Genomic DNA, 18,142 nt, shown 5'->3' with positions numbered 1-18,142 from the left:
TTTTTAACATTATGCCACGCGAATTTCAATTTCAAGTTTCACCCGAAGTAGCGGCAAACGAAAGTTTGTTAGCTCAACATGTAGCGAAGTTATTTCAGGTTAGTCCAAAAGAAATTCAGAAAGTGGTGGTTGTAAAACGTTCGATTGATGCGCGTCAAAAAGCGATAAAAATCAATGTTAAAGCCAATGTGTTTTTGGTTGGAGAACCTTTTGTCGAGCAAAAAATCGAATTACCTGATTATCCAAATGTTGCCAATAAACAAGAAGTAATCGTTGTAGGAGCAGGTCCAGCTGGATTATTTGCTGCTTTACAATTAATTGAATTAGGTTTGAAACCTATCGTTTTGGAACGCGGAAAAGATGTTCGTGGTCGTCGTCGCGATTTAAAAGCGATTAATCGTGATGGTATCGTAAACGAAGATTCCAATTATTGTTTTGGAGAAGGTGGAGCAGGAACGTATTCCGACGGAAAATTATACACGCGTTCAAAAAAGCGCGGTGATGTTGATAGAATTTTGGAACTTTTGGTAGGTTTTGGAGCCACGCCAGAAATTATGGTAGAAGCACATCCGCACATTGGAACCAATAAATTACCACAAATTATTCAAGACATCAGAGAGAGAATCATCGCGTGTGGCGGACAAGTATTGTTTGAAACTCGTGTGACTGACTTCATCATCAAAAACAACGAAATGCAAGGTGTTGTGATTCAAAATGGCAATGTGATTTCAGCTAATAAAGTTATTTTAGCTACTGGACATTCGGCACGTGATATTTTTGAATTGTTGCATAAAAAAGGCGTTCAGATTGAAGCAAAGCCTTTTGCTTTAGGTGTTCGTGCAGAACATCCACAGGAATTGATTGACCAAATTCAATATTCATGTGATTTTAGAGGTGATTATTTACCACCAGCACCATATTCCATTGTGAAACAAGTGAATGGTCGTGGTATGTATTCGTTTTGTATGTGTCCGGGTGGTGTTATTGCACCTTGCGCTACGGCTCCAGGAGAGGTAGTTACTAATGGTTGGTCGCCCTCTAAACGCGACCAAGCCACAGCCAATTCAGGAATAGTAGTCGAATTAAAATTAGAAGATTTTAAACCTTATGCAAAATTCGGACCGTTAGCCGGAATGGAATTTCAAAAAGCTATCGAACAAAAAGCATGGCATTTAGCAGGAGAAACTCAAAAAGTCCCTGCGCAACGGATGGTTGATTTTACGCAAAATAAAGTTTCAAAGGACATTCCACAGACTTCTTATGTTCCAGGGACAACTTCTGTGGAGTTAGGACAAGTTTTTCCGGGATTTTTGACTCAAATTATGCGAGAAGGTTTTGTACAATTTGGAAAATCGATGCGTGGTTACATGACTAATGACGCTGTATTACATGCGCCAGAAAGCCGAACTTCTTCGCCAGTACGAATTCCAAGAGATCCCATTTCACTTGAGCATGTTCAAATTAAAGGTTTGTATCCCTGTGGTGAAGGCGCTGGGTATGCTGGTGGGATTATTTCTGCTGCAATTGACGGGGAAAAATGTGCTTTGAAAATTGCAGCCTGTTTAGCATAGAAACTTACCAATTCGCAAAGGATACCCCAACTCCAATTGTAGTTTGTTTGTGATTATAATCAATCATGGTTTCTCCATATCCATTAAAAAATTGGACATGTCCTCTTAGATGTCCTTTTATTGGGAACACATAATTAAGTTGAATGCTTCCACCTCTCCATCGGTCAAAAGGGTGTGTTCCAATAGCATAAAATTCGTGCCTGTTGTAGTTGTATGAGACATTGATTTCTCCATTTCCAATATATTTTGTTATGTTTGGATTTTCATCATCACTATCTGAACTTCTTATCCATGGATTAAGTGTAATAATCCAGTTGTCGATTTCGTAACCGATATGGAAAATAATTCTGTTCCAGCTTCTGGATAGCGGTAAGTCTCTTCCGTTAGATTGGTGATTAAATGCAAATCCAATAGATTTAAATTCTCCGTTAAAAACTTTCATCTTTACAGGATATCTAAAAATAATTTCGGGTTCGTAATTGATTTCTCTAAAGGCTCTTGATATTTTTTTGTTATAAACCTGCCAATGGGCTTTTTGTGTATAGCCGATCCAAAAGTCCCCTTTATTCCAAAACAAGCCTTGTATGATTTTGGTTTTGAAACTCAATTGAAATTTAGCTTCGACTTTATTGAATTCTTCTGCTTCATTAGCTGCGTAAGATGGGTTTTCGCTAGTTGGTTTTTCGTTTGGATTGCTTGAAACCCTTCCTGCTGTAACATAAATGGGTTTGTATGAGATTAATCTAAAAGTGCCTTTTTGGTTGTTTTCTCCCAATTCCCAAAGTTGGTCATACGTTTTTCTGATAATATCAAGTGTGTCTACTGTTTTTTTTTGCGCATAACTTTCTAGTCCAAATGTTAGAAAGGATGTAATTCCAACGATTATTTTTTTCATACAGTAAGTTTTCTAGAACAAAGTAATAAAAAAAAATCACAGTTCTCACTGTGATTTTAACTTTTCAGTTTTGTTTAAACTATATTTTTTTGACGTTTACAGCATTCATGCCTTTAGCGCCTTTTTCTAAATCATATGTTACGAGATTCCCTTCTTTTACATCATCTAATAAGCCGCTAACGTGTACAAAGTATTTTTCTCCAGTTTCTACTGCTTTAATAAAACCAAATCCTTTTGAATCGTTGAAAAAATCAATGGTACCTCTTCGTTCTACGGGAGCTTCATCTGTTTCGGTTCGTCTTGAAATTCCAATTTCAATACTTTCAACATCTACCACTATTCGTTTAGATGGGTCTGGTGGAGTACTTGTTAAATGACCGTTTTCGTCTACATACACATATAAATCATCACCTGATAATTTAGGATTGGCTTTACGAGCTTCTTTTTTTTCTTGTTTCTCTTTTCGTTTTTTTGCTCGAAGTTTTTCTTGTTCTTTTTTGTTAAAGGTTTCCTGAGGTCTTGCCATTAATTTTTTTAAATAAATTTAATTAGTATAAGTTTTAAAAGTAAAAGAATAAAAACACACAAGCGAAATAAACAAGAAATTTATACTGTACTTTTAGCCAAAGTATTGCGAGAAGAAATTTATATCATTACTAATGATACAAAGGTAGTAAAAAAATGTACTCATTATGTTAAAAACCAATATAATATCGTTTTTTTATTTGTGTACTATACGTAATTCAACACAAGTTAAACTTATCACAAACTCTAAAACTAGCATTAAATCCTATCTTTTTTCGTATTTTTGACAAGTATTACAACCCGATATGATAGAAGAGCAAGTAATTTTAGTCAACGAGCAAGATGAGCCCATTGGGCTTATGAATAAAATGGAAGCCCATGAGAAAGCTGTTTTGCATAGGGCTTTTTCAGTATTTATTTTAAATGATAAAAATGAAGTGATGTTACAGCAACGTGCCCATCATAAATATCATTCTCCGCTATTATGGACCAATACTTGTTGTAGTCATCAACGTGCAAACGAGACTAATATTGAAGCTGGTAAACGTCGTTTGTTTGAAGAGATGGGATTTCAAACCGAGCTGAAAGAATTGTTCCATTTTATTTACAAAGCGCCATTTGATAACGGTTTGACTGAACATGAACTAGATCATGTAATGATCGGTTATTACAATGATGCTCCGATTATCAATTTAGATGAAGTGGAAAGTTGGAAGTGGATGACTATTGAAGCGATTAAAAAAGACATGATTGTAAATCCAGGTATTTATACCGTTTGGTTTAAAATTATTTTTGATGAGTTTTATCATTATCTAGAAGATCATAAATTATAAATTTCATTTAAAGGAACACAGATTGATAAAATTGGATAAATTTTAAAAATTTAAAGTCCAAAACCTTTTATCCATTACTTAAAACCCAAATTATGAGAGTAACTGTTTCGAGAAAAGCCCATTTTAATGCTGCACATCGTTTGTATCGTAAGGATTGGTCTATGGAAAAAAATCAGGATGTATTTGGAAAGTGTAACAATCCAAATTTTCATGGACATAATTACGAGTTAATTGTTTCAGTGACAGGTGTAGTGGATAAGGAGACAGGTTATGTGATTGATACCAAGATCTTATCTGATTTAATCAAAGAGCATATTGAAGAGGCTTTTGATCACAAAAATTTAAATGAAGATGTGTTAGAATTCAAAGATTTGAATCCAACAGCTGAGCATATTGCTTATGTTATTTGGAATAAACTTCGAGTACTAATTGATGTTGATAAGGAGTTGGAAATCACACTTTATGAAACTCCTCGTAATTTTGTAACGTATAAGGGTTTGTAATATGGCAATTCAGATAGGAGATAAATTACCCCATTTTTCGGCAGCGAGACAAGACGGTAGTTCTTTTGATAGTAATGAAATTAATCAAAAACCGGTTGTTATTTATTTTTATCCAAAAGATTTTACACCAGGATGTACTTCACAAGCATGTAGTTTTAGAGATGCCTATCAAGACTTTCAAGATCTAGGTGCAGAGGTGATTGGAGTAAGCGGTGATTCAGCTATTTCGCATCAGAGTTTTCAACAGAAGTATAAATTACCTTTTATTTTACTTTCGGATGTTGATCGAAAACTACGTCGTTTATTTGGTGTGCCATCCGCACTTTTCGGGTTGTTGCCGGGAAGAGTAACCTATGTGTTTGATGCAAAGGGGTACTGTATTTATATTTTTGACAGTATGAGTGCTAGAAAGCATATTGAAAGAGCATTGAAAGCTATTCAGAAAACGAAATAATAAGTCCAAAAAAAATCTAAATTTTAGGATTCTAATTGTTTTTCGCATCTTTGTACTTCATTATTTGACTATGAAGTTTTATCCTTTAACGTTTACACCGATACTTAAAGACCGCATTTGGGGCGGAACCAAATTGAAAACGTATCTCAATAAACCAATAGTTTCTGAAACTACTGGTGAAAGTTGGGAGATTTCAACCGTTCCTGGTGATATTAGTGTGGTTAATAATGGTGTTTTAAAAGGGAAAAGCATTAATGAAATTATTGATTTGTATCCTGAAGAGATTTTAGGGAAATCAGTAATCGACCGTTTTGGTAAACAATTTCCATTGTTATTTAAATTTATTGATGCGAAAGAAGATTTGTCGATTCAATTGCATCCAAATGATACGTTAGCTAAAGAACGTCATGATTCCTTTGGGAAAACCGAAATGTGGTATGTAATGCAAGCAGATGAATCGGCTCGTTTGGTTGTTGGGTTTAAGAAAGATTCTACTCAAAAAGAGTATTTAGCACATTTAGAAAATAAAAATCTAGTCGCTTTATTGAATGAATCACCCGTAAAAAAAGGCGATGTTTTCTTTTTAGAAACTGGAACCATTCATGCTATTGGAGCAGGAGTAGTGGTAGCGGAAATTCAACAAACAAGTGATATAACGTATCGTCTTTACGATTGGGATCGAGTAGATGCTAATGGTCAAGGCAGGGAATTGCATACTGAGTTGGCTTTAGATGCAATTAATTATAAGGCGACTTACTCAAAAGTTGTGTATAAGGAAGAGATCAATCAAAGTACCTCAGTGGTAAATTGTCCTTATTTTGTTACTAATATTATAGCCTTACAAGATCGTTTTATTTGGAAACGAACAAATCAAGCTTTTACCGTTTTCATGTGTACCAATGGACAGTTTGAAATGGTAGTAAATGGAGAAATTCTAAGATACCGGATGGGGGATACCATTTTGATTCCGGCTTGTATTGAAAACTTAACCGTTAAAGGAAAAGCTACTTTGTTAGAAATTTCTATATAATGTATTGAGAACAAAATATATTATGTAATTTTGCTTCAAATTTTAAATTTATACAAAATGGCAAGCGTTAAAAACTTGAAAAAAGAAATCAACTATGTTTTAGGGGATATTGTAAACATCGTTTACATTTGGGAAATGTCTACAGCTGGAAAACCAACTGAAGCATCTGATAAATTAGTTGATGAAATCTACGAAACTTTTGATACTTTAATGACTAGAGCGAATCAAAAAGACGTTGAGAACAAAAAAGCGCATTTTAAACAAATTCGTAAAGATTACGAAGCGGCTGCTAATCAATTTGTTGCGAAAATAAACGAATTAAACTAAAAAATTGCGATAAAAAAGTGCGAATTTTTTTTGGAAATTTAAATTTCAGAAGTATATTTGCACCGCAATAGAGTTGCCGGTGTAGCTCAGCTGGCTAGAGCAGCTGATTTGTAATCAGCAGGTCGTGGGTTCGAGTCCCTCCATCGGCTCTAAAGTAATTACCACCACAGAAATGTGGTGGTTTTTTTTATGTCTTTTTTAGAAATGAAAAAGGATCAAGTCGGATCAAGTCCAAAACCTGTGGATTTGATAAATTATGCATATAAATTTGTAAGTCTAAAAAGAAAGAATTCTATGTTTCTAAATACGAAACAAACAAAAACCATCATGTAATGATGGTTTTTGTTTGTTTTATTGTCTATAAATTACAAGTTTTTTAGAAAATTGAAAATTTCGTCTTTTAAGAAAACCCTATTTTTTCTCATTCGGGTTAATTCCTCATCCATGGCTAACTCTTCATCTTTTTCGATTTTATAAATTTTTTCATCTAAATTGGAGTAGGAATTAAGCAAAACCTGAAATTCATCATCGTTGTGATATAAGAATTGAATCTTTTCGGCATATTCAGGAAATTCTTGGTAAATGGGATGTTTGGTAATCATGATTGTCTATTTAAATTGTTCAAAATTACCATCAGTTTTCCAATTAATAAATGACAAATGTCATATTTATGTTCTATCTCTTGTTTTTAGCTATTAATTTATCGTATTTTTTGATTTGTTCAGGGGATAGTATTTTCTTTACTTCCGTGTTGAATTTTTCACCAAGCTCCTCTAATTGAGCTCGTTTTTCTATATTTGAAAGTGAAGTGGTCTCGATAATTACTTTTGATTTAGCTTGGTTGTCTTTTATTAGATTTCGAACAACCGCTTCTTGAAATCCATCTAGTGCAAGTTTTTCTTTTAAATTTTCAACTGTGGTTTCTACCATGTCTACTTCTTTATTTTGATTTCCATTACTGTACTGTCCAGTCCCGATTCTTCTGTCGACTTGGGCACTTGAGTGGAAAAATGAAAAACTTATTAGGATTAAAAAAAGTGTTTTTTTCATAGTTTATACTATTGGTTCTGCATACAAATCAAATTCTGTAGCGTCAATTATTTTTAAGTTTACAAAATCGCCAGTCTTTAAATAGTGTTTTGAAGCATCAACTAATACTTCATTATCTACGTCTGGACTATCAAATTCGGTTCTCCCTATGAAATATTGTCCTTCTTTTCTATCAATAACACATTTGAAAGTTTGTCCAATTTTCTCTTGATTTAAATCCCAAGAAATTTGTGATTGTAAGTCCATAATTTCAGCAGCACGTGCTTGTTTTACTTCTTGTGGTACGTCGTCTTCTAAAGTAAAAGCACCTGTATTTTCTTCATGCGAATACGTAAAACAACCTAAACGCTCGAATTTCATTTCTTGAACCCAATCACGAAGAATTTCAAAGTCTTCTTGTGTTTCACCAGGATAACCAACTATTAAAGTAGTTCTAATTGCCATTCCAGGAACACGCTCTCTAAATTCTTGTAATAATTTAGTCGTTTTCTCTTTAGTTGTACCACGTTTCATCGATTTCAAAATATCATCTGAAATATGTTGCAACGGAATATCAATATAATTACAAATTTTTGGTTCACGTTTCATTACGTCTAAAACGTCCATTGGAAAGCCACTTGGGAAAGCATAATGTAGCCGAATCCATTCAATACCTTCTACTTTAACTAAGTTTTCTAGTAATTCGGCAAGATTACGTTTTTTGTATAAATCCAATCCGTAATAGGTTAAATCTTGTGCAATTAAGATTAATTCTTTAACTCCTTTTTTAGCTAAACCTTCCGCTTCTTTAACCAGTTTTTCAATAGGTTGCGAAACGTGTTTTCCCCGCATAAGTGGAATCGCACAAAAACTACAAGGTCTATCGCAGCCTTCTGCAATTTTCAAGTAAGCGTAGTTTTTTGGAGTTGTCGTTAAACGTTCGCCAAGTAATTCATGTTTGTAATCCGCTCCTAAAGCTTTTAATAATAAGGGTAATTCGGTTGTTCCAAAATATTGGTCTACATCTGGAATTTCTTTCTCTAAATCAGGACGATATCTTTCGGATAGACAGCCCGTAACAAATACCTTGTCAACTATACCTTGATCTTTTTTGTCTACATATTCCAATATCGTATTTACAGACTCTTCCTTTGCATTGTCAATAAAACCACAGGTATTAATTACAACTATGTTGCCTTCTTCTTCATGTGCTACGTCTTTTCCGTTAGCTTTTAATTGTCCCATTAAGACTTCACTGTCGTAAGTATTTTTAGAACATCCAAGCGTAATTACATTGATTTTATTTTTCTTTAACGATTTGGTTCTCATGCTTTTAAATTTGAGGTGCAAAATTACATAAAATAATTAGTAGAAGCATCAGCGTTTAGGAATTTTTTAATGGTCTGTCTTGCTGTCCGCTATAAAAGTTTTCGCACCCATCGGAGCTATTAGCTATAGTTTGGGTATAAAAAAACCACTTCGATTTGTGAAGTGGCTTGCTTATTTGTTTTCTAGAAATTTATTGAATAAGTTAGCGTTCCTATATTTTGAACATTCCTTATTCTAGCGGTATCATTCATACCAGATGAAACAAAACTTTGAGTGTAATTTCTATGTGAATTTGAGAAAGCAAAGTCTAATCTACTTTCTCCAAAATTATATCCTATTCCTGCAGAGTAACCAGTTAAGTCACCCATTGCAAAATCTACTTTATATGGGCTTTCTTCAAAACGATAACCTCCTCTTAAACTCCATTGTTTTATTTTGTATTCACCACCAATTCTAAGTTCATAGGCGTTTTGAAGATTGAGGTCTATTTGCGTGTTTATTGTATTAAATACATCATCATTTGTAGGCTTAAATCGAGTATTACCATAATTTTTTTTGGTAAAATCAACACTTAGTAATCCCTTTTTATCAAAAATATAACTACCGCTTAATGTCCATTTGCTAGGTGTTTGTAATTTATAAGTTTCATAAATGTTTACTACGTTTGGAGCTATAACATCTTGAAAATCATTAGTTCCGTCTGTTGAATTTACAATTAATCGTTGTGATAATTCATCGTTTAATCTATACCATGTTGGAGATTCATATGCTAATCCTATTCTAATCTTGTCAGAAACTTTTGCGATTGCACCTAAATTAAATGAAAAACCATTTCCATAGGTGTATAATTCGTTGTCAAATTGAAGTTCTGTTACGGTTGTGCCAGTGCTAAATATAGGATTGTTGTTCCCTTCATAGACCGAACTTACTCTAGTATAATCCGTAAAATGGGCATTAAGGTTTACTCCTAAAAAAAGTCTATTCTTGTACGATGTTGCTAAGTTTGCGGTTAACTTTCCATTGAATCCAAGAGACTTAATATAGTTTTCTTGATAATAATTTCCATCAGTTGGTATGTTTGTGTAATATTCGGTGTTGTCTGGATTATTAGGGTCATTTGCTTCAAAAAGAAAGCCTTGGTATCCTAGCATCGCTTGTTGTGCAGGGAATCCTAACCCAATAGTTTGGCCTAAATATGAATACAATTCTGTAATACTTTCACCGGGTTGTAATTCTAAAAATTCAAGAGGTAGCCCTTGTGCCTTATTTAAGAAATAATTCCCAATAGAATTGTTAGGATTGATTCCGGCTGAAAAAATACTGTTGTCAAAGTTGTTGGTGTTTTCATAATTTAGAGCAACAGCAATTTTGTTCCATTCTGATTTTCCAGAAGTGTCATTAAAAACCAAGACAGCACCTATTTGGTTCAAGTCAAGTGTGCTAAAAGATTCTTTAGTGTTATCTCCAAAATAATTTGATTTGTTATTGTTGTTGAAATTAGAGCCGGAAAAACTAGCAAAATTGTTGTTGAACAATATAGATCCAGCAGGATTCACAGAGATGGAAGATAAATCACCACCTACAGCTCCAAAAGCTCCGCTCATTCCTCGAAAACGTGCCGTACCGGTTAAGTTGGTTGTAGCATATCTTAATGCGTCATCTATTGTGGTTTCTTGTCCAATAGAAACTAAGGAGTTAACCAAAAGAAAGGATAAAAATATTTTTTTCATTGCAATTTTTATTTTTTTAATGGGTCAAATGTAAGTATTCAAGATTAGCCTCTTCCGCCTCTTCCTCCACCACCAGAACGACCTCCGCCTGAGCTGCCACCGGAACGACCTCCACCAAAACCGCCTCCTGAAGAACTTCTAGGACTAGAGTAGTTGTTGTTTCTTGGTGTGTGGTTATTTTCCCTTGGCGCTTGGTTTCTTGGCGTGTAGTTATTTTCTCTTGGCGCTTGGTTTCTTGGAGTGTAGTTATTTTCTCTCGGTGCTTGGTTTCTGGGCGTGTAATTTCTTGGTTGCGTAGAGGAATTTCTTGGTGTAACTATATTTTGATTTCTTCTTGGGCTGAAATTATTTCGAGTAGTGGTGTTGCCTCTATTGTTACTGTAATTTCTATTTGTTCTTATGTCATTGTAGTTAAAGTCATCATTTCTTCGGTTTCCAATGTTGTAGTAACCATTGCCTCCTCTTCTGCCTCTGTTGTATACTACATCTCTCCCATAATAACCGTTCCAACCCCAATTGTTTCCGTACCAAGAGTTCCAGCCTGGACCATACCAAGAATTCCAGCCCCAACCCCAATTAGGGCCATACCAAGAGTTCCATCCCCAACCCCAGTTGTTTCCATACCAAGAATTCCATCCCCAGTTCCATCCAGTTCCCCAATAAGGTGAATACCAATTATTCCAGCCCCAATTGTCGTAATAATTGATTGAAACAGAAGTTGCATTGTTTCCCCATCCAGCATAATTTTGATTGTCGTACTCGTTATTATAAACAGTTACAACAGTATCTTGATTTTGAGAATTATAGTTGTCTACATCGGTAAAGTAACCAAAATCATCTTGCATTGCTCTAAATCTTTGCGAATACACATTGGAACTCTCCATATTTTGCTCACTATATTTGTTTACAACAGGCTCTGTTGGTCTAGTAGTACCATAAACACCGTCGTTATCATAATAAGAAACATTTTGATAAGAACCGCATGAATTTAAAAAAATCATAATTACCCATATTGAGGTAAAAGCAACTCTTTTTTGATTGAATAGATAGTAAGTTTTCATAACTCTTATTTTTTTATTGTTGCACACTTCAAATTTAACTATTTTTGCATTCAAACTTAGTTAAAATTTATATAAACAATTTTTGTGCCAAAATATTCATAATGAGCAAGAACTTAACAACAAGAGCGGAAGATTATTCCAAATGGTATAACGAACTAGTCGTAAAGGCTGATTTAGCGGAAAATTCAGGTGTTAGAGGCTGTATGGTAATTAAGCCGTATGGCTATGCAATTTGGGAAAAAATGCAAGCTGAACTAGATAGAATGTTTAAAGAAACCGGACATAGTAATGCTTATTTCCCCTTGTTTGTTCCAAAAAGTATGTTTGAGGCAGAAGAAAAAAATGCAGAAGGTTTTGCAAAAGAGTGTGCTATTGTAACTCATTATCGTTTGAAAAATGACGAAGAAAGACCAGGGAAATTAATGGTTGATCCAAATGCTAAATTGGAGGAAGAATTAATCGTTCGTCCAACTTCTGAGGCAATTATTTGGTCAACTTACAAAGGTTGGGTGCAATCTTACCGTGATTTACCTTTGCTGATTAATCAATGGGCTAATGTGGTTCGTTGGGAAATGAGAACGCGTTTGTTTTTAAGAACAGCTGAATTTTTATGGCAAGAAGGTCATACGGCACATGCAACGCGTCAAGAGGCGATTGAAGAATCGGAGAAAATGATGAATGTGTATGCTGATTTTGTTCAAAATTTCATGGCAATTCCAGTAATTAAAGGTTTGAAAACAGAAACAGAGCGTTTTGCTGGAGCAGATGAAACCTATTGTATTGAAGCCTTAATGCAAGACGGAAAAGCATTACAAGCAGGAACTTCGCATTTTTTAGGTCAGAATTTTGCCAAAGCTTTTGATGTTAAATTTGCCAATAAAGAAGGGAAGCAAGAACACGTTTGGGGAACTTCTTGGGGTGTTTCAACGCGTTTGATGGGGGCTTTAGTAATGACGCATTCTGATGATAAAGGGTTAGTATTGCCTCCGAATTTAGCACCAATTCAGGTTGTGATTGTTCCGATTTATAAAACAGACGAACAATTTGATGCCATTTCAGAGCAAGTAAACGGTTTGGTTGTTGAATTAAGAAAATTAGGAATTTCGGTTAAGTACGATAACAGAGATACTCAAAAGCCAGGGTTTAAATTTGCAGAATGGGAATTGAAAGGAGTTCCAGTTCGAATTGCTGTTGGACCAAACGATTTGGAAAACGGAACTTACGAAATCGCTCGTAGAGATGATTTATCAAAAGAAGTGGTTTCTAGGGATGGAGTAGCGGCTTATATCCAAAATTTATTGACTACTATTCAGAATGATTTATTTGCTAAGGCATTGGATTATAGAGATGCTCATATTACGGAAGTAAATTCTTTTGATGAGTTTAAAGAAGTTTTGGAAACAAAAGGTGGTTTTTTAGCGGCACATTGGGATGGAACTGCAGAAACTGAAGAAAAAATCAAAGAATTGACAAAAGCAACTATTCGTTGTATTGCTTTAGATAGAGTAGAAGAAGCGGGAACTTGTGTTTTAACAGGAAAGCCTTCGATTGGAAGAGTGTTATTTGCAAAGGCTTACTAAAAAAATAGTAAAAAAAGCGAAAAAAAAATATTGATGCTATTGCAGGAATAAAAAATGTGTTTATCTTTGCACTCGCATTACGGAAATGAGTTCTATTAGAGTTCGAAGTACGAGATGGCCCGTTCGTCTATCGGTTAGGACGCCAGGTTTTCATCCTGGTAAGAGGGGTTCGATTCCCCTACGGGCTACAATTTTGAAATAGAATAGGTTAATGGCCCGTTCGTCTATCGGTTAGGACGCCAGGTTTTCATCCTGGTAAGAGGGGTTCGATTCCCCTACGGGCTACAAAATTAGTTGTAAATAAGTTTTATAAAATAATAATTGGTGTCTCGGTTATTGTTTTATTAGTTAAAACCAAAGTGTTCGCCTGGGTGAATGTGGGAGGTTTTTCTTTTTTAACTAGTAGTTTATAACAATTATTACAATTAAAAAAAGAACAAAATGGCAAATCATAAATCTGCTTTAAAAAGAATTAGAAGTAACGAGAAAAAAAGAGTGTTAAACAGATACCAACACAAAACAACTCGTAATGCTATCAAAGCTATTCGTTTAGCTACTGATAAAGCTGAGGCTTCTGCAAAATTATCAACTGTAATTTCTATGATTGATAAATTAGCTAAGAAGAATATTATCCACGATAATAAAGCTTCTAACTTAAAATCTAAATTAACTAAACATGTAGCTTCTTTGTAATCTACTGTTGTTAAAATATACTAAAGCTCTCATTTTGAGAGCTTTTTTTGTATATTATTATTATGTTATTTTTACTAAAGTATTGATTACTATAGTGTTTTTATAAAAATAAACATTACCTTTGCACCTTCAAAAATTTTATAAATGACTTCTATTAGAAACATCGCAATTATTGCCCACGTTGACCACGGTAAAACTACTTTGGTTGATAAAATTATGTATCACTGTCAGTTGTTTCGTGAAAACGAAAACACGGGAGATTTGATCTTAGATAATAATGACTTAGAGCGTGAAAGAGGAATTACTATTACTTCTAAAAACGTTTCTGTAACTTACAAAGGAACAAAAATCAATATTATCGATACTCCTGGTCACGCCGATTTTGGTGGTGAGGTAGAACGTGTACTTAATATGGCAGATGGTGTTTGTCTTTTAGTAGATGCTTTTGAAGGACCAATGCCACAAACGCGTTTCGTATTACAAAAAGCGATTGACTTAGGTTTAAAACCTTGTGTGGTTATTAATAAAGTAGATAAAGAAAATTGTACTCCAGAAGAAGTTCACGAAAAAGTTTTCGACTTAATGTTTGAATTAGGTGCAACAGAAGAGCAGTTAGATTTCCCAACAGTTTACGGTTCGGCAAAAAACAACTGGATGTCTGATGATTGGAAAAATCAAACAGAAAACATTGAACCATTATTAGACATGGTTTTAGAACATGTTCCAGCTCCTAAAGTTTCTGAAGGTACACCTCAAATGTTAATCACATCTTTGGATTTCTCTTCGTTTACAGGTCGTATTGCGATTGGTCGTTTGCAAAGAGGTGTTTTACGTGAAGGGATGAATATTTCTTTGGTAAAAAGAGATGGAAAAATAAGTAAATCCAAAATTAAAGAGTTACATACTTTTGAAGGTTTAGGACGTAAAAAAGTAGAAGAAGTTGTTGCAGGTGATATCTGTGCTATTGTAGGTTTAGAAGGTTTTGAAATTGGTGATACAGTTGCTGATTTTGAAAATCCAGAAGCTTTGACTTCTATCGCTATTGATGAGCCAACAATGAGTATGTTGTTTACCATTAACGATTCTCCTTTCTTTGGGAAAGAAGGTAAATTTGTAACGTCTCGTCACATTAAAGATCGTTTGAATAAAGAATTAGAGAAAAACTTAGCATTAAGAGTTAACGAAACTGATTCTGCAGATAAATTCTTAGTATTTGGTCGTGGCGTACTGCACTTATCGGTTTTAATTGAAACCATGAGAAGAGAAGGATATGAGTTACAAATTGGACAACCACAAGTAATCATTAAAGAAATAGATGGTGTAAAATGTGAGCCAATTGAAGAATTAACTGTTGATTTACCAGAAAATCTTTCAGGTAGAGCGGTTGAATTTGTAACTATTCGTAAAGGTGAAATGTTATCTATGGAGCCTAAAGGGGAACGTATGATTATCAAATTCAACATTCCATCTCGTGGAATTATCGGATTGAGAAATCAATTGTTAACTGCTACTGCTGGTGAAGCTATCATGTCGCACCGTTTTATTGATTATCAACCATTCAAAGGTGAAATACCAGGACGTTTAGGTGGTTCATTAATTTCTATGGAAAACGGAAAAGCAATTCCTTATTCTATTGATAAATTACAAGATAGAGGTAAATTCTTCGTTGATCCTAATGAGGATATCTACGAAGGTCAGGTAATTGGTGAAAATTCACGTGGAGATGATATGGTGGTGAATGTAACTAAAACTAAAAAATTAACAAACGTACGTTCTTCTGGTAATGACGATAAAGCAAGAATTATTCCTGCAATAAAATTCTCATTAGAAGAAGCATTAGAGTACATTCAAAAAGACGAGTATGTTGAGGTAACGCCAAAATCGTTACGTTTACGTAAAATCTATTTGAATGAAAACGATAGAAAACGTTTTAAAATAGCATAATTTTTAAATCCCGATGAAAATCGGGATTTTTTAGCAAAAATACGGATGGAAATTAAATTAAAGTATGGAATTGACAATTTGCTTTTCGGAATGAAAGAGCAAGATGTTACTAAAATTTTGGGTAAACCCGATACAAAATACAAGGATGAAGAAGAAAATGTTGTTTTCATGTATAACGTTAGAAAACTTCGTTTGATTTTTTATAAGGAGGAAGATTTTAGATTGGGATATATGACAACCACTAATCCAATTGTTAAGCTGTTTAATACCACTGTAATTGGTAAAAATTGGAGTGATATTTATCCTCTTTTAGAGAAAAATAAAATTAAACCTTTTGAGACGGATACAGTTGAAGGTATGATAAGTTATTTTAACGAAGAAAACTGGTTGTTCTTTCATGTAGATTATAACGAAATCGTTAAGATTGAAATAGGTGCTGTTTTTAGTGATAAGGACGAATTTGATTGGAGATTTTAGAAATATAGAAAAGCCGCTAAATTTAATTTTAGCGGCTTTTCTATTTTATATTATTGGTTTATTTTGATTAATTCAATTTCAAAAATTAAATCAGTATTTGGAGGAATTACGCCACCTGCTCCTCTTTCACCATAAGCTAAACTGGAAGGTATGTAGAATTTGTATTTAGAACCTTCGGGCATTAATTGAACGCCTTCTGTCCATCCTTTAATTACTTGATTTAAGCCAAAATCAATTGTTTGACCTCTTTGTACACTGCTGTCAAAAATTTTTCCGTCTAGAAACATTCCTGTATAGTGTACTTTAACATTGCTTGTGGCAACTGGTTTGTTCCCTGTTCCAGCTTGTAAAACGATATATTTTAATCCGCTAGGCGTTGTAGCCGCATTTGCAAATTCTTTTAGTGCCTTTTCTTTAGCTTCTTTTTGTTTTTCAGCAGCTAATTTGTCTGCTTCTTCTTTTTTTACAAAGTAATCTGCAAACGTTTTTTCGGCATTGAATTTTTTGGCAGCTTTACCAATTCGTATAATCTTTATCGAAGTAATTACATCATCTTTTACTATTTTATCAACCACTTCTTGTCCACTAATAACATGTCCAAAAACGGTATGTCTTCCATCCAAATGCGGTGTTGCTTTATGAGTAATAAAAAATTGACTGCCATTTGTTGCAGGTCCAGCATTAGCCATTGATAGAATTCCTTTTCCAGAATGTTTTAAATCTCCTACAATTTCGTCATCAAATTTGTACCCAGGGTCTCCCATTCCAGTTCCTTCTGGACAACCACCCTGAATCATAAAGTCAGAAATAACTCGGTGAAATTTAAGTCCGTTATAGAAGGGTTTTCCTTTTAATGTTTCTTTCACTTTTGTATTTTTCCCTTCAGCAAGAGAAATAAAATTGGCTACCGTTACTGGTGTCTTTTTGTATTCTAATTTTACTATAATTTTACCTTTGGAAGTATTGATTTCGGCAAGGATACTATCTTTTTCTTTGTTTTGTGCAATTGTTAAATTTAAAAATCCAACTACAAAAAGAATTGTACTTAAAATATTTTTCATTTTTAGACTTATTTGTTTGGTGTGTTATTTTCTAAAAGTTCAACTTCAAAAATTATGTTTGCATTTGGAGGGATTACATCCCCAGCGCCTTGTTCTCCGTATCCTAATTGCGATGGAATATATAGCATAAGTTTGTCTCCAAAATTCATCATATTGATGCCTTCAACAAATCCGGGGATAAATTGTAAATTTCCTATAGTAGAAGGGATAGGAGTGTAGCCTCCTTGTTGTGCTCTTTGTACGTTATATTTTCCAAAAAATTTAGCAACACTTTCAATGCTGGTGTCAAATAGTTGTCCGTTTTCTAAAAATCCAGCATAATTTATAAATACTTGCGCTCCATTTGCAGGTTTTTTTTCATTCCCTTTAGATAAGACCTGATAAATAAGACCTGATGATGTTTTTGTACCAGTGGCTTTTAATTTGGCAATTTCTTTTGCTTTGTTTTCAGTAATTTCTTTTGCTTTTTCTTCTGCTTCTTTAATTTCTTTTGCTACAGTTGAATAGTAATTTTTAAATATTTTTAGTGCGTCAAATTTTTTTGCTTCATTTCCGATGCGTATGATTTTTAAATTTTCAATAACATCATCAGCTTGAATTGTGTTTATGATTTCTAAGCCTTCTACAACTTCGCCAAACACACTATGAACGTTATCTAACCATGGTGTCTCTTTGTGTGTAATAAAAAATTGACTTCCATTTGTATTAGGTCCTGCATTAGCCATCGATACTATCCCGGCTTTAGAGTGTCTTAAATTTGGATGAAATTCATCTTTGAATTTGTAGCCAGGACCACCAGAGCCATCGCCATTTGGATCACCACCTTGTATCATAAAGTCAGGAATGACTCTATGGAATTTTAAACCATCATAAAAAGGTTTGTTTTTGAATTCGTTACTTACAAACGGATTTTTACCTTCTGCAAGCGTGATGAAGTTCGCAACCGTGTTTGGAACTTTTTGATATTCAAGTTTAATAATAATATTCCCTTTTGAGGTCTCTATATCCGCATAGATACCTTCTTTTAGTTTGTCATAAGATTTAGAACAGGATGTGAAAAAAATGAGTAAGCCTAGAAAAAGAATGTGGATTGATTTCAT

Annotated in this window: 19 protein-coding genes and 3 tRNA genes; 13 read left to right on the top strand and 9 right to left on the bottom strand. The window is 34.0% G+C overall.

Annotated elements, in window-relative coordinates:
* The first annotated feature begins 11 nt into the window (after positions 1 to 11).
* Complete coding sequence (locus BUE95_RS07570) at positions 12 to 1,571, top strand: NAD(P)/FAD-dependent oxidoreductase (protein WP_073583520.1); 1,560 nt, start codon at positions 12 to 14, stop codon at positions 1,569 to 1,571.
* Positions 1,572 to 1,575: 4 nt separating this feature from the next.
* Here BUE95_RS07570 and BUE95_RS07565 read toward each other — a convergent pair whose 3' ends face one another.
* Positions 1,576 to 2,466: a phospholipase A gene (locus BUE95_RS07565; RefSeq protein WP_073583064.1), complete on the bottom strand. Its 891-nt coding sequence runs from the start codon at positions 2,464 to 2,466 to the stop codon at positions 1,576 to 1,578.
* 79 nt (positions 2,467 to 2,545) lie between these two features.
* Positions 2,546 to 2,992 (bottom strand): cold-shock protein, encoded by a 447-nt coding sequence (locus BUE95_RS07560; protein ID WP_073583062.1) that lies wholly within the window; start codon positions 2,990 to 2,992, stop codon positions 2,546 to 2,548.
* Between the two features lie 304 nt (positions 2,993 to 3,296).
* Between BUE95_RS07560 and idi the strand changes: the two genes are divergently transcribed.
* The 6 genes from idi to BUE95_RS07530 all read left to right on the top strand — a co-directional run bounded on the left by idi (position 3,297) and on the right by BUE95_RS07530 (position 6,287).
* Complete coding sequence (gene idi / locus BUE95_RS07555; RefSeq protein WP_073583060.1) at positions 3,297 to 3,824, top strand: isopentenyl-diphosphate Delta-isomerase; 528 nt, start codon at positions 3,297 to 3,299, stop codon at positions 3,822 to 3,824.
* Between the two features lie 92 nt (positions 3,825 to 3,916).
* Entirely contained in the window at positions 3,917 to 4,327 is a 411-nt protein-coding gene (locus BUE95_RS07550; RefSeq protein WP_073583058.1) for a 6-pyruvoyl trahydropterin synthase family protein, read from the top strand.
* A 1-nt stretch (position 4,328) separates the two neighbouring features.
* Positions 4,329 to 4,781 carry a peroxiredoxin gene (locus tag BUE95_RS07545; RefSeq protein WP_073583056.1) on the top strand — a complete coding sequence of 151 codons (453 nt, stop codon included), beginning with the start codon at positions 4,329 to 4,331 and terminating at the stop codon, positions 4,779 to 4,781.
* A 70-nt stretch (positions 4,782 to 4,851) separates the two neighbouring features.
* On the top strand, positions 4,852 to 5,811 hold the full coding sequence (locus BUE95_RS07540) for a type I phosphomannose isomerase catalytic subunit (protein ID WP_073583054.1): 960 nt from the start codon (positions 4,852 to 4,854) through the stop codon (positions 5,809 to 5,811).
* 57 nt (positions 5,812 to 5,868) lie between these two features.
* On the top strand, positions 5,869 to 6,138 hold the full coding sequence (locus BUE95_RS07535; protein WP_026724519.1) for a hypothetical protein: 270 nt from the start codon (positions 5,869 to 5,871) through the stop codon (positions 6,136 to 6,138).
* A 75-nt stretch (positions 6,139 to 6,213) separates the two neighbouring features.
* Positions 6,214 to 6,287 (top strand) — tRNA-Thr (locus tag BUE95_RS07530).
* A gap of 216 nt (positions 6,288 to 6,503) precedes the next feature.
* Here the strand turns inward: BUE95_RS07530 and BUE95_RS07525 are convergent.
* From BUE95_RS07525 to BUE95_RS07505, 5 genes are all read right to left on the bottom strand, one after another.
* Positions 6,504 to 6,740: an HP1242/YdcH family protein gene (locus BUE95_RS07525; protein ID WP_073583052.1), complete on the bottom strand. Its 237-nt coding sequence runs from the start codon at positions 6,738 to 6,740 to the stop codon at positions 6,504 to 6,506.
* A 73-nt stretch (positions 6,741 to 6,813) separates the two neighbouring features.
* Entirely contained in the window at positions 6,814 to 7,188 is a 375-nt protein-coding gene (locus tag BUE95_RS07520) for a hypothetical protein (RefSeq protein ID WP_073583050.1), read from the bottom strand.
* Positions 7,189 to 7,191: 3 nt separating this feature from the next.
* A complete protein-coding gene (rimO, locus tag BUE95_RS07515; protein ID WP_073583048.1) occupies positions 7,192 to 8,496 on the bottom strand; it encodes a 30S ribosomal protein S12 methylthiotransferase RimO in 1,305 nt (434 codons plus the stop codon).
* A 182-nt stretch (positions 8,497 to 8,678) separates the two neighbouring features.
* Positions 8,679 to 10,226, bottom strand: a complete 1,548-nt coding sequence (locus tag BUE95_RS07510; protein ID WP_073583046.1) for an OmpP1/FadL family transporter — start codon at positions 10,224 to 10,226, stop codon at positions 8,679 to 8,681.
* A gap of 44 nt (positions 10,227 to 10,270) precedes the next feature.
* Entirely contained in the window at positions 10,271 to 11,287 is a 1,017-nt protein-coding gene (locus BUE95_RS07505) for a hypothetical protein (protein ID WP_073583044.1), read from the bottom strand.
* 101 nt (positions 11,288 to 11,388) lie between these two features.
* Here BUE95_RS07505 and proS point away from each other — a divergent pair, with 101 nt between their 5' ends.
* The 6 genes from proS to BUE95_RS07475 all read left to right on the top strand — a co-directional run bounded on the left by proS (position 11,389) and on the right by BUE95_RS07475 (position 15,981).
* Complete coding sequence (proS, locus tag BUE95_RS07500; RefSeq protein ID WP_073583042.1) at positions 11,389 to 12,867, top strand: proline--tRNA ligase; 1,479 nt, start codon at positions 11,389 to 11,391, stop codon at positions 12,865 to 12,867.
* Between the two features lie 116 nt (positions 12,868 to 12,983).
* A tRNA-Glu gene (locus tag BUE95_RS07495) sits at positions 12,984 to 13,055 on the top strand.
* Positions 13,056 to 13,080: 25 nt separating this feature from the next.
* Positions 13,081 to 13,152 (top strand) — tRNA-Glu (locus BUE95_RS07490).
* 156 nt (positions 13,153 to 13,308) lie between these two features.
* Positions 13,309 to 13,560: a 30S ribosomal protein S20 gene (gene rpsT, locus BUE95_RS07485; RefSeq protein ID WP_073583040.1), complete on the top strand. Its 252-nt coding sequence runs from the start codon at positions 13,309 to 13,311 to the stop codon at positions 13,558 to 13,560.
* 144 nt (positions 13,561 to 13,704) lie between these two features.
* Complete coding sequence (gene typA, locus BUE95_RS07480; protein WP_073583038.1) at positions 13,705 to 15,504, top strand: translational GTPase TypA; 1,800 nt, start codon at positions 13,705 to 13,707, stop codon at positions 15,502 to 15,504.
* Between the two features lie 45 nt (positions 15,505 to 15,549).
* A complete protein-coding gene (locus tag BUE95_RS07475) occupies positions 15,550 to 15,981 on the top strand; it encodes a hypothetical protein (RefSeq protein WP_073583036.1) in 432 nt (143 codons plus the stop codon).
* 50 nt (positions 15,982 to 16,031) lie between these two features.
* On the opposite strand, the gene BUE95_RS07470 is transcribed toward BUE95_RS07475, so the two are convergent.
* Together BUE95_RS07470 and BUE95_RS07465 are read right to left on the bottom strand one after the other, a co-directional pair.
* A complete protein-coding gene (locus BUE95_RS07470; protein WP_084530244.1) occupies positions 16,032 to 17,042 on the bottom strand; it encodes a peptidylprolyl isomerase in 1,011 nt (336 codons plus the stop codon).
* 8 nt (positions 17,043 to 17,050) lie between these two features.
* The gene (locus tag BUE95_RS07465; protein ID WP_073583034.1) at positions 17,051 to 18,142 is read right to left on the bottom strand and encodes a peptidylprolyl isomerase; all 1,092 of its coding nucleotides are present in this window, start codon (positions 18,140 to 18,142) and stop codon (positions 17,051 to 17,053) included.

The organism is Flavobacterium cucumis (genome assembly GCF_900148835.1).
Lineage (GTDB): Bacteria > Bacteroidota > Bacteroidia > Flavobacteriales > Flavobacteriaceae > Flavobacterium > Flavobacterium cucumis.
The sequence above is the reverse complement of the archived record's forward strand: the minus strand, read 5'-3'. Positions and strand labels throughout refer to the sequence as shown.

What these genes read in the sequence shown, in the direction of transcription:
- BUE95_RS07570 (WP_073583520.1), top strand. Translation starts at nt 12, where the DNA reads ATGCCACGCGAATTTCAATTTCAAGTTTCACCCGAAGTAGCGGCAAAC.
- BUE95_RS07565 (WP_073583064.1), bottom strand. Translation starts at nt 2,466, where the DNA reads ATGAAAAAAATAATCGTTGGAATTACATCCTTTCTAACATTTGGACTA.
- BUE95_RS07560 (WP_073583062.1), bottom strand. Translation starts at nt 2,992, where the DNA reads ATGGCAAGACCTCAGGAAACCTTTAACAAAAAAGAACAAGAAAAACTT.
- idi (WP_073583060.1), top strand. Translation starts at nt 3,297, where the DNA reads ATGATAGAAGAGCAAGTAATTTTAGTCAACGAGCAAGATGAGCCCATT.
- BUE95_RS07550 (WP_073583058.1), top strand. Translation starts at nt 3,917, where the DNA reads ATGAGAGTAACTGTTTCGAGAAAAGCCCATTTTAATGCTGCACATCGT.
- BUE95_RS07545 (WP_073583056.1), top strand. Translation starts at nt 4,329, where the DNA reads ATGGCAATTCAGATAGGAGATAAATTACCCCATTTTTCGGCAGCGAGA.
- BUE95_RS07540 (WP_073583054.1), top strand. Translation starts at nt 4,852, where the DNA reads ATGAAGTTTTATCCTTTAACGTTTACACCGATACTTAAAGACCGCATT.
- BUE95_RS07535 (WP_026724519.1), top strand. Translation starts at nt 5,869, where the DNA reads ATGGCAAGCGTTAAAAACTTGAAAAAAGAAATCAACTATGTTTTAGGG.
- BUE95_RS07525 (WP_073583052.1), bottom strand. Translation starts at nt 6,740, where the DNA reads ATGATTACCAAACATCCCATTTACCAAGAATTTCCTGAATATGCCGAA.
- BUE95_RS07520 (WP_073583050.1), bottom strand. Translation starts at nt 7,188, where the DNA reads ATGAAAAAAACACTTTTTTTAATCCTAATAAGTTTTTCATTTTTCCAC.
- rimO (WP_073583048.1), bottom strand. Translation starts at nt 8,496, where the DNA reads ATGAGAACCAAATCGTTAAAGAAAAATAAAATCAATGTAATTACGCTT.
- BUE95_RS07510 (WP_073583046.1), bottom strand. Translation starts at nt 10,226, where the DNA reads ATGAAAAAAATATTTTTATCCTTTCTTTTGGTTAACTCCTTAGTTTCT.
- BUE95_RS07505 (WP_073583044.1), bottom strand. Translation starts at nt 11,287, where the DNA reads ATGAAAACTTACTATCTATTCAATCAAAAAAGAGTTGCTTTTACCTCA.
- proS (WP_073583042.1), top strand. Translation starts at nt 11,389, where the DNA reads ATGAGCAAGAACTTAACAACAAGAGCGGAAGATTATTCCAAATGGTAT.
- rpsT (WP_073583040.1), top strand. Translation starts at nt 13,309, where the DNA reads ATGGCAAATCATAAATCTGCTTTAAAAAGAATTAGAAGTAACGAGAAA.
- typA (WP_073583038.1), top strand. Translation starts at nt 13,705, where the DNA reads ATGACTTCTATTAGAAACATCGCAATTATTGCCCACGTTGACCACGGT.
- BUE95_RS07475 (WP_073583036.1), top strand. Translation starts at nt 15,550, where the DNA reads ATGGAAATTAAATTAAAGTATGGAATTGACAATTTGCTTTTCGGAATG.
- BUE95_RS07470 (WP_084530244.1), bottom strand. Translation starts at nt 17,042, where the DNA reads ATGAAAAATATTTTAAGTACAATTCTTTTTGTAGTTGGATTTTTAAAT.
- BUE95_RS07465 (WP_073583034.1), bottom strand. Translation starts at nt 18,142, where the DNA reads ATGAAATCAATCCACATTCTTTTTCTAGGCTTACTCATTTTTTTCACA.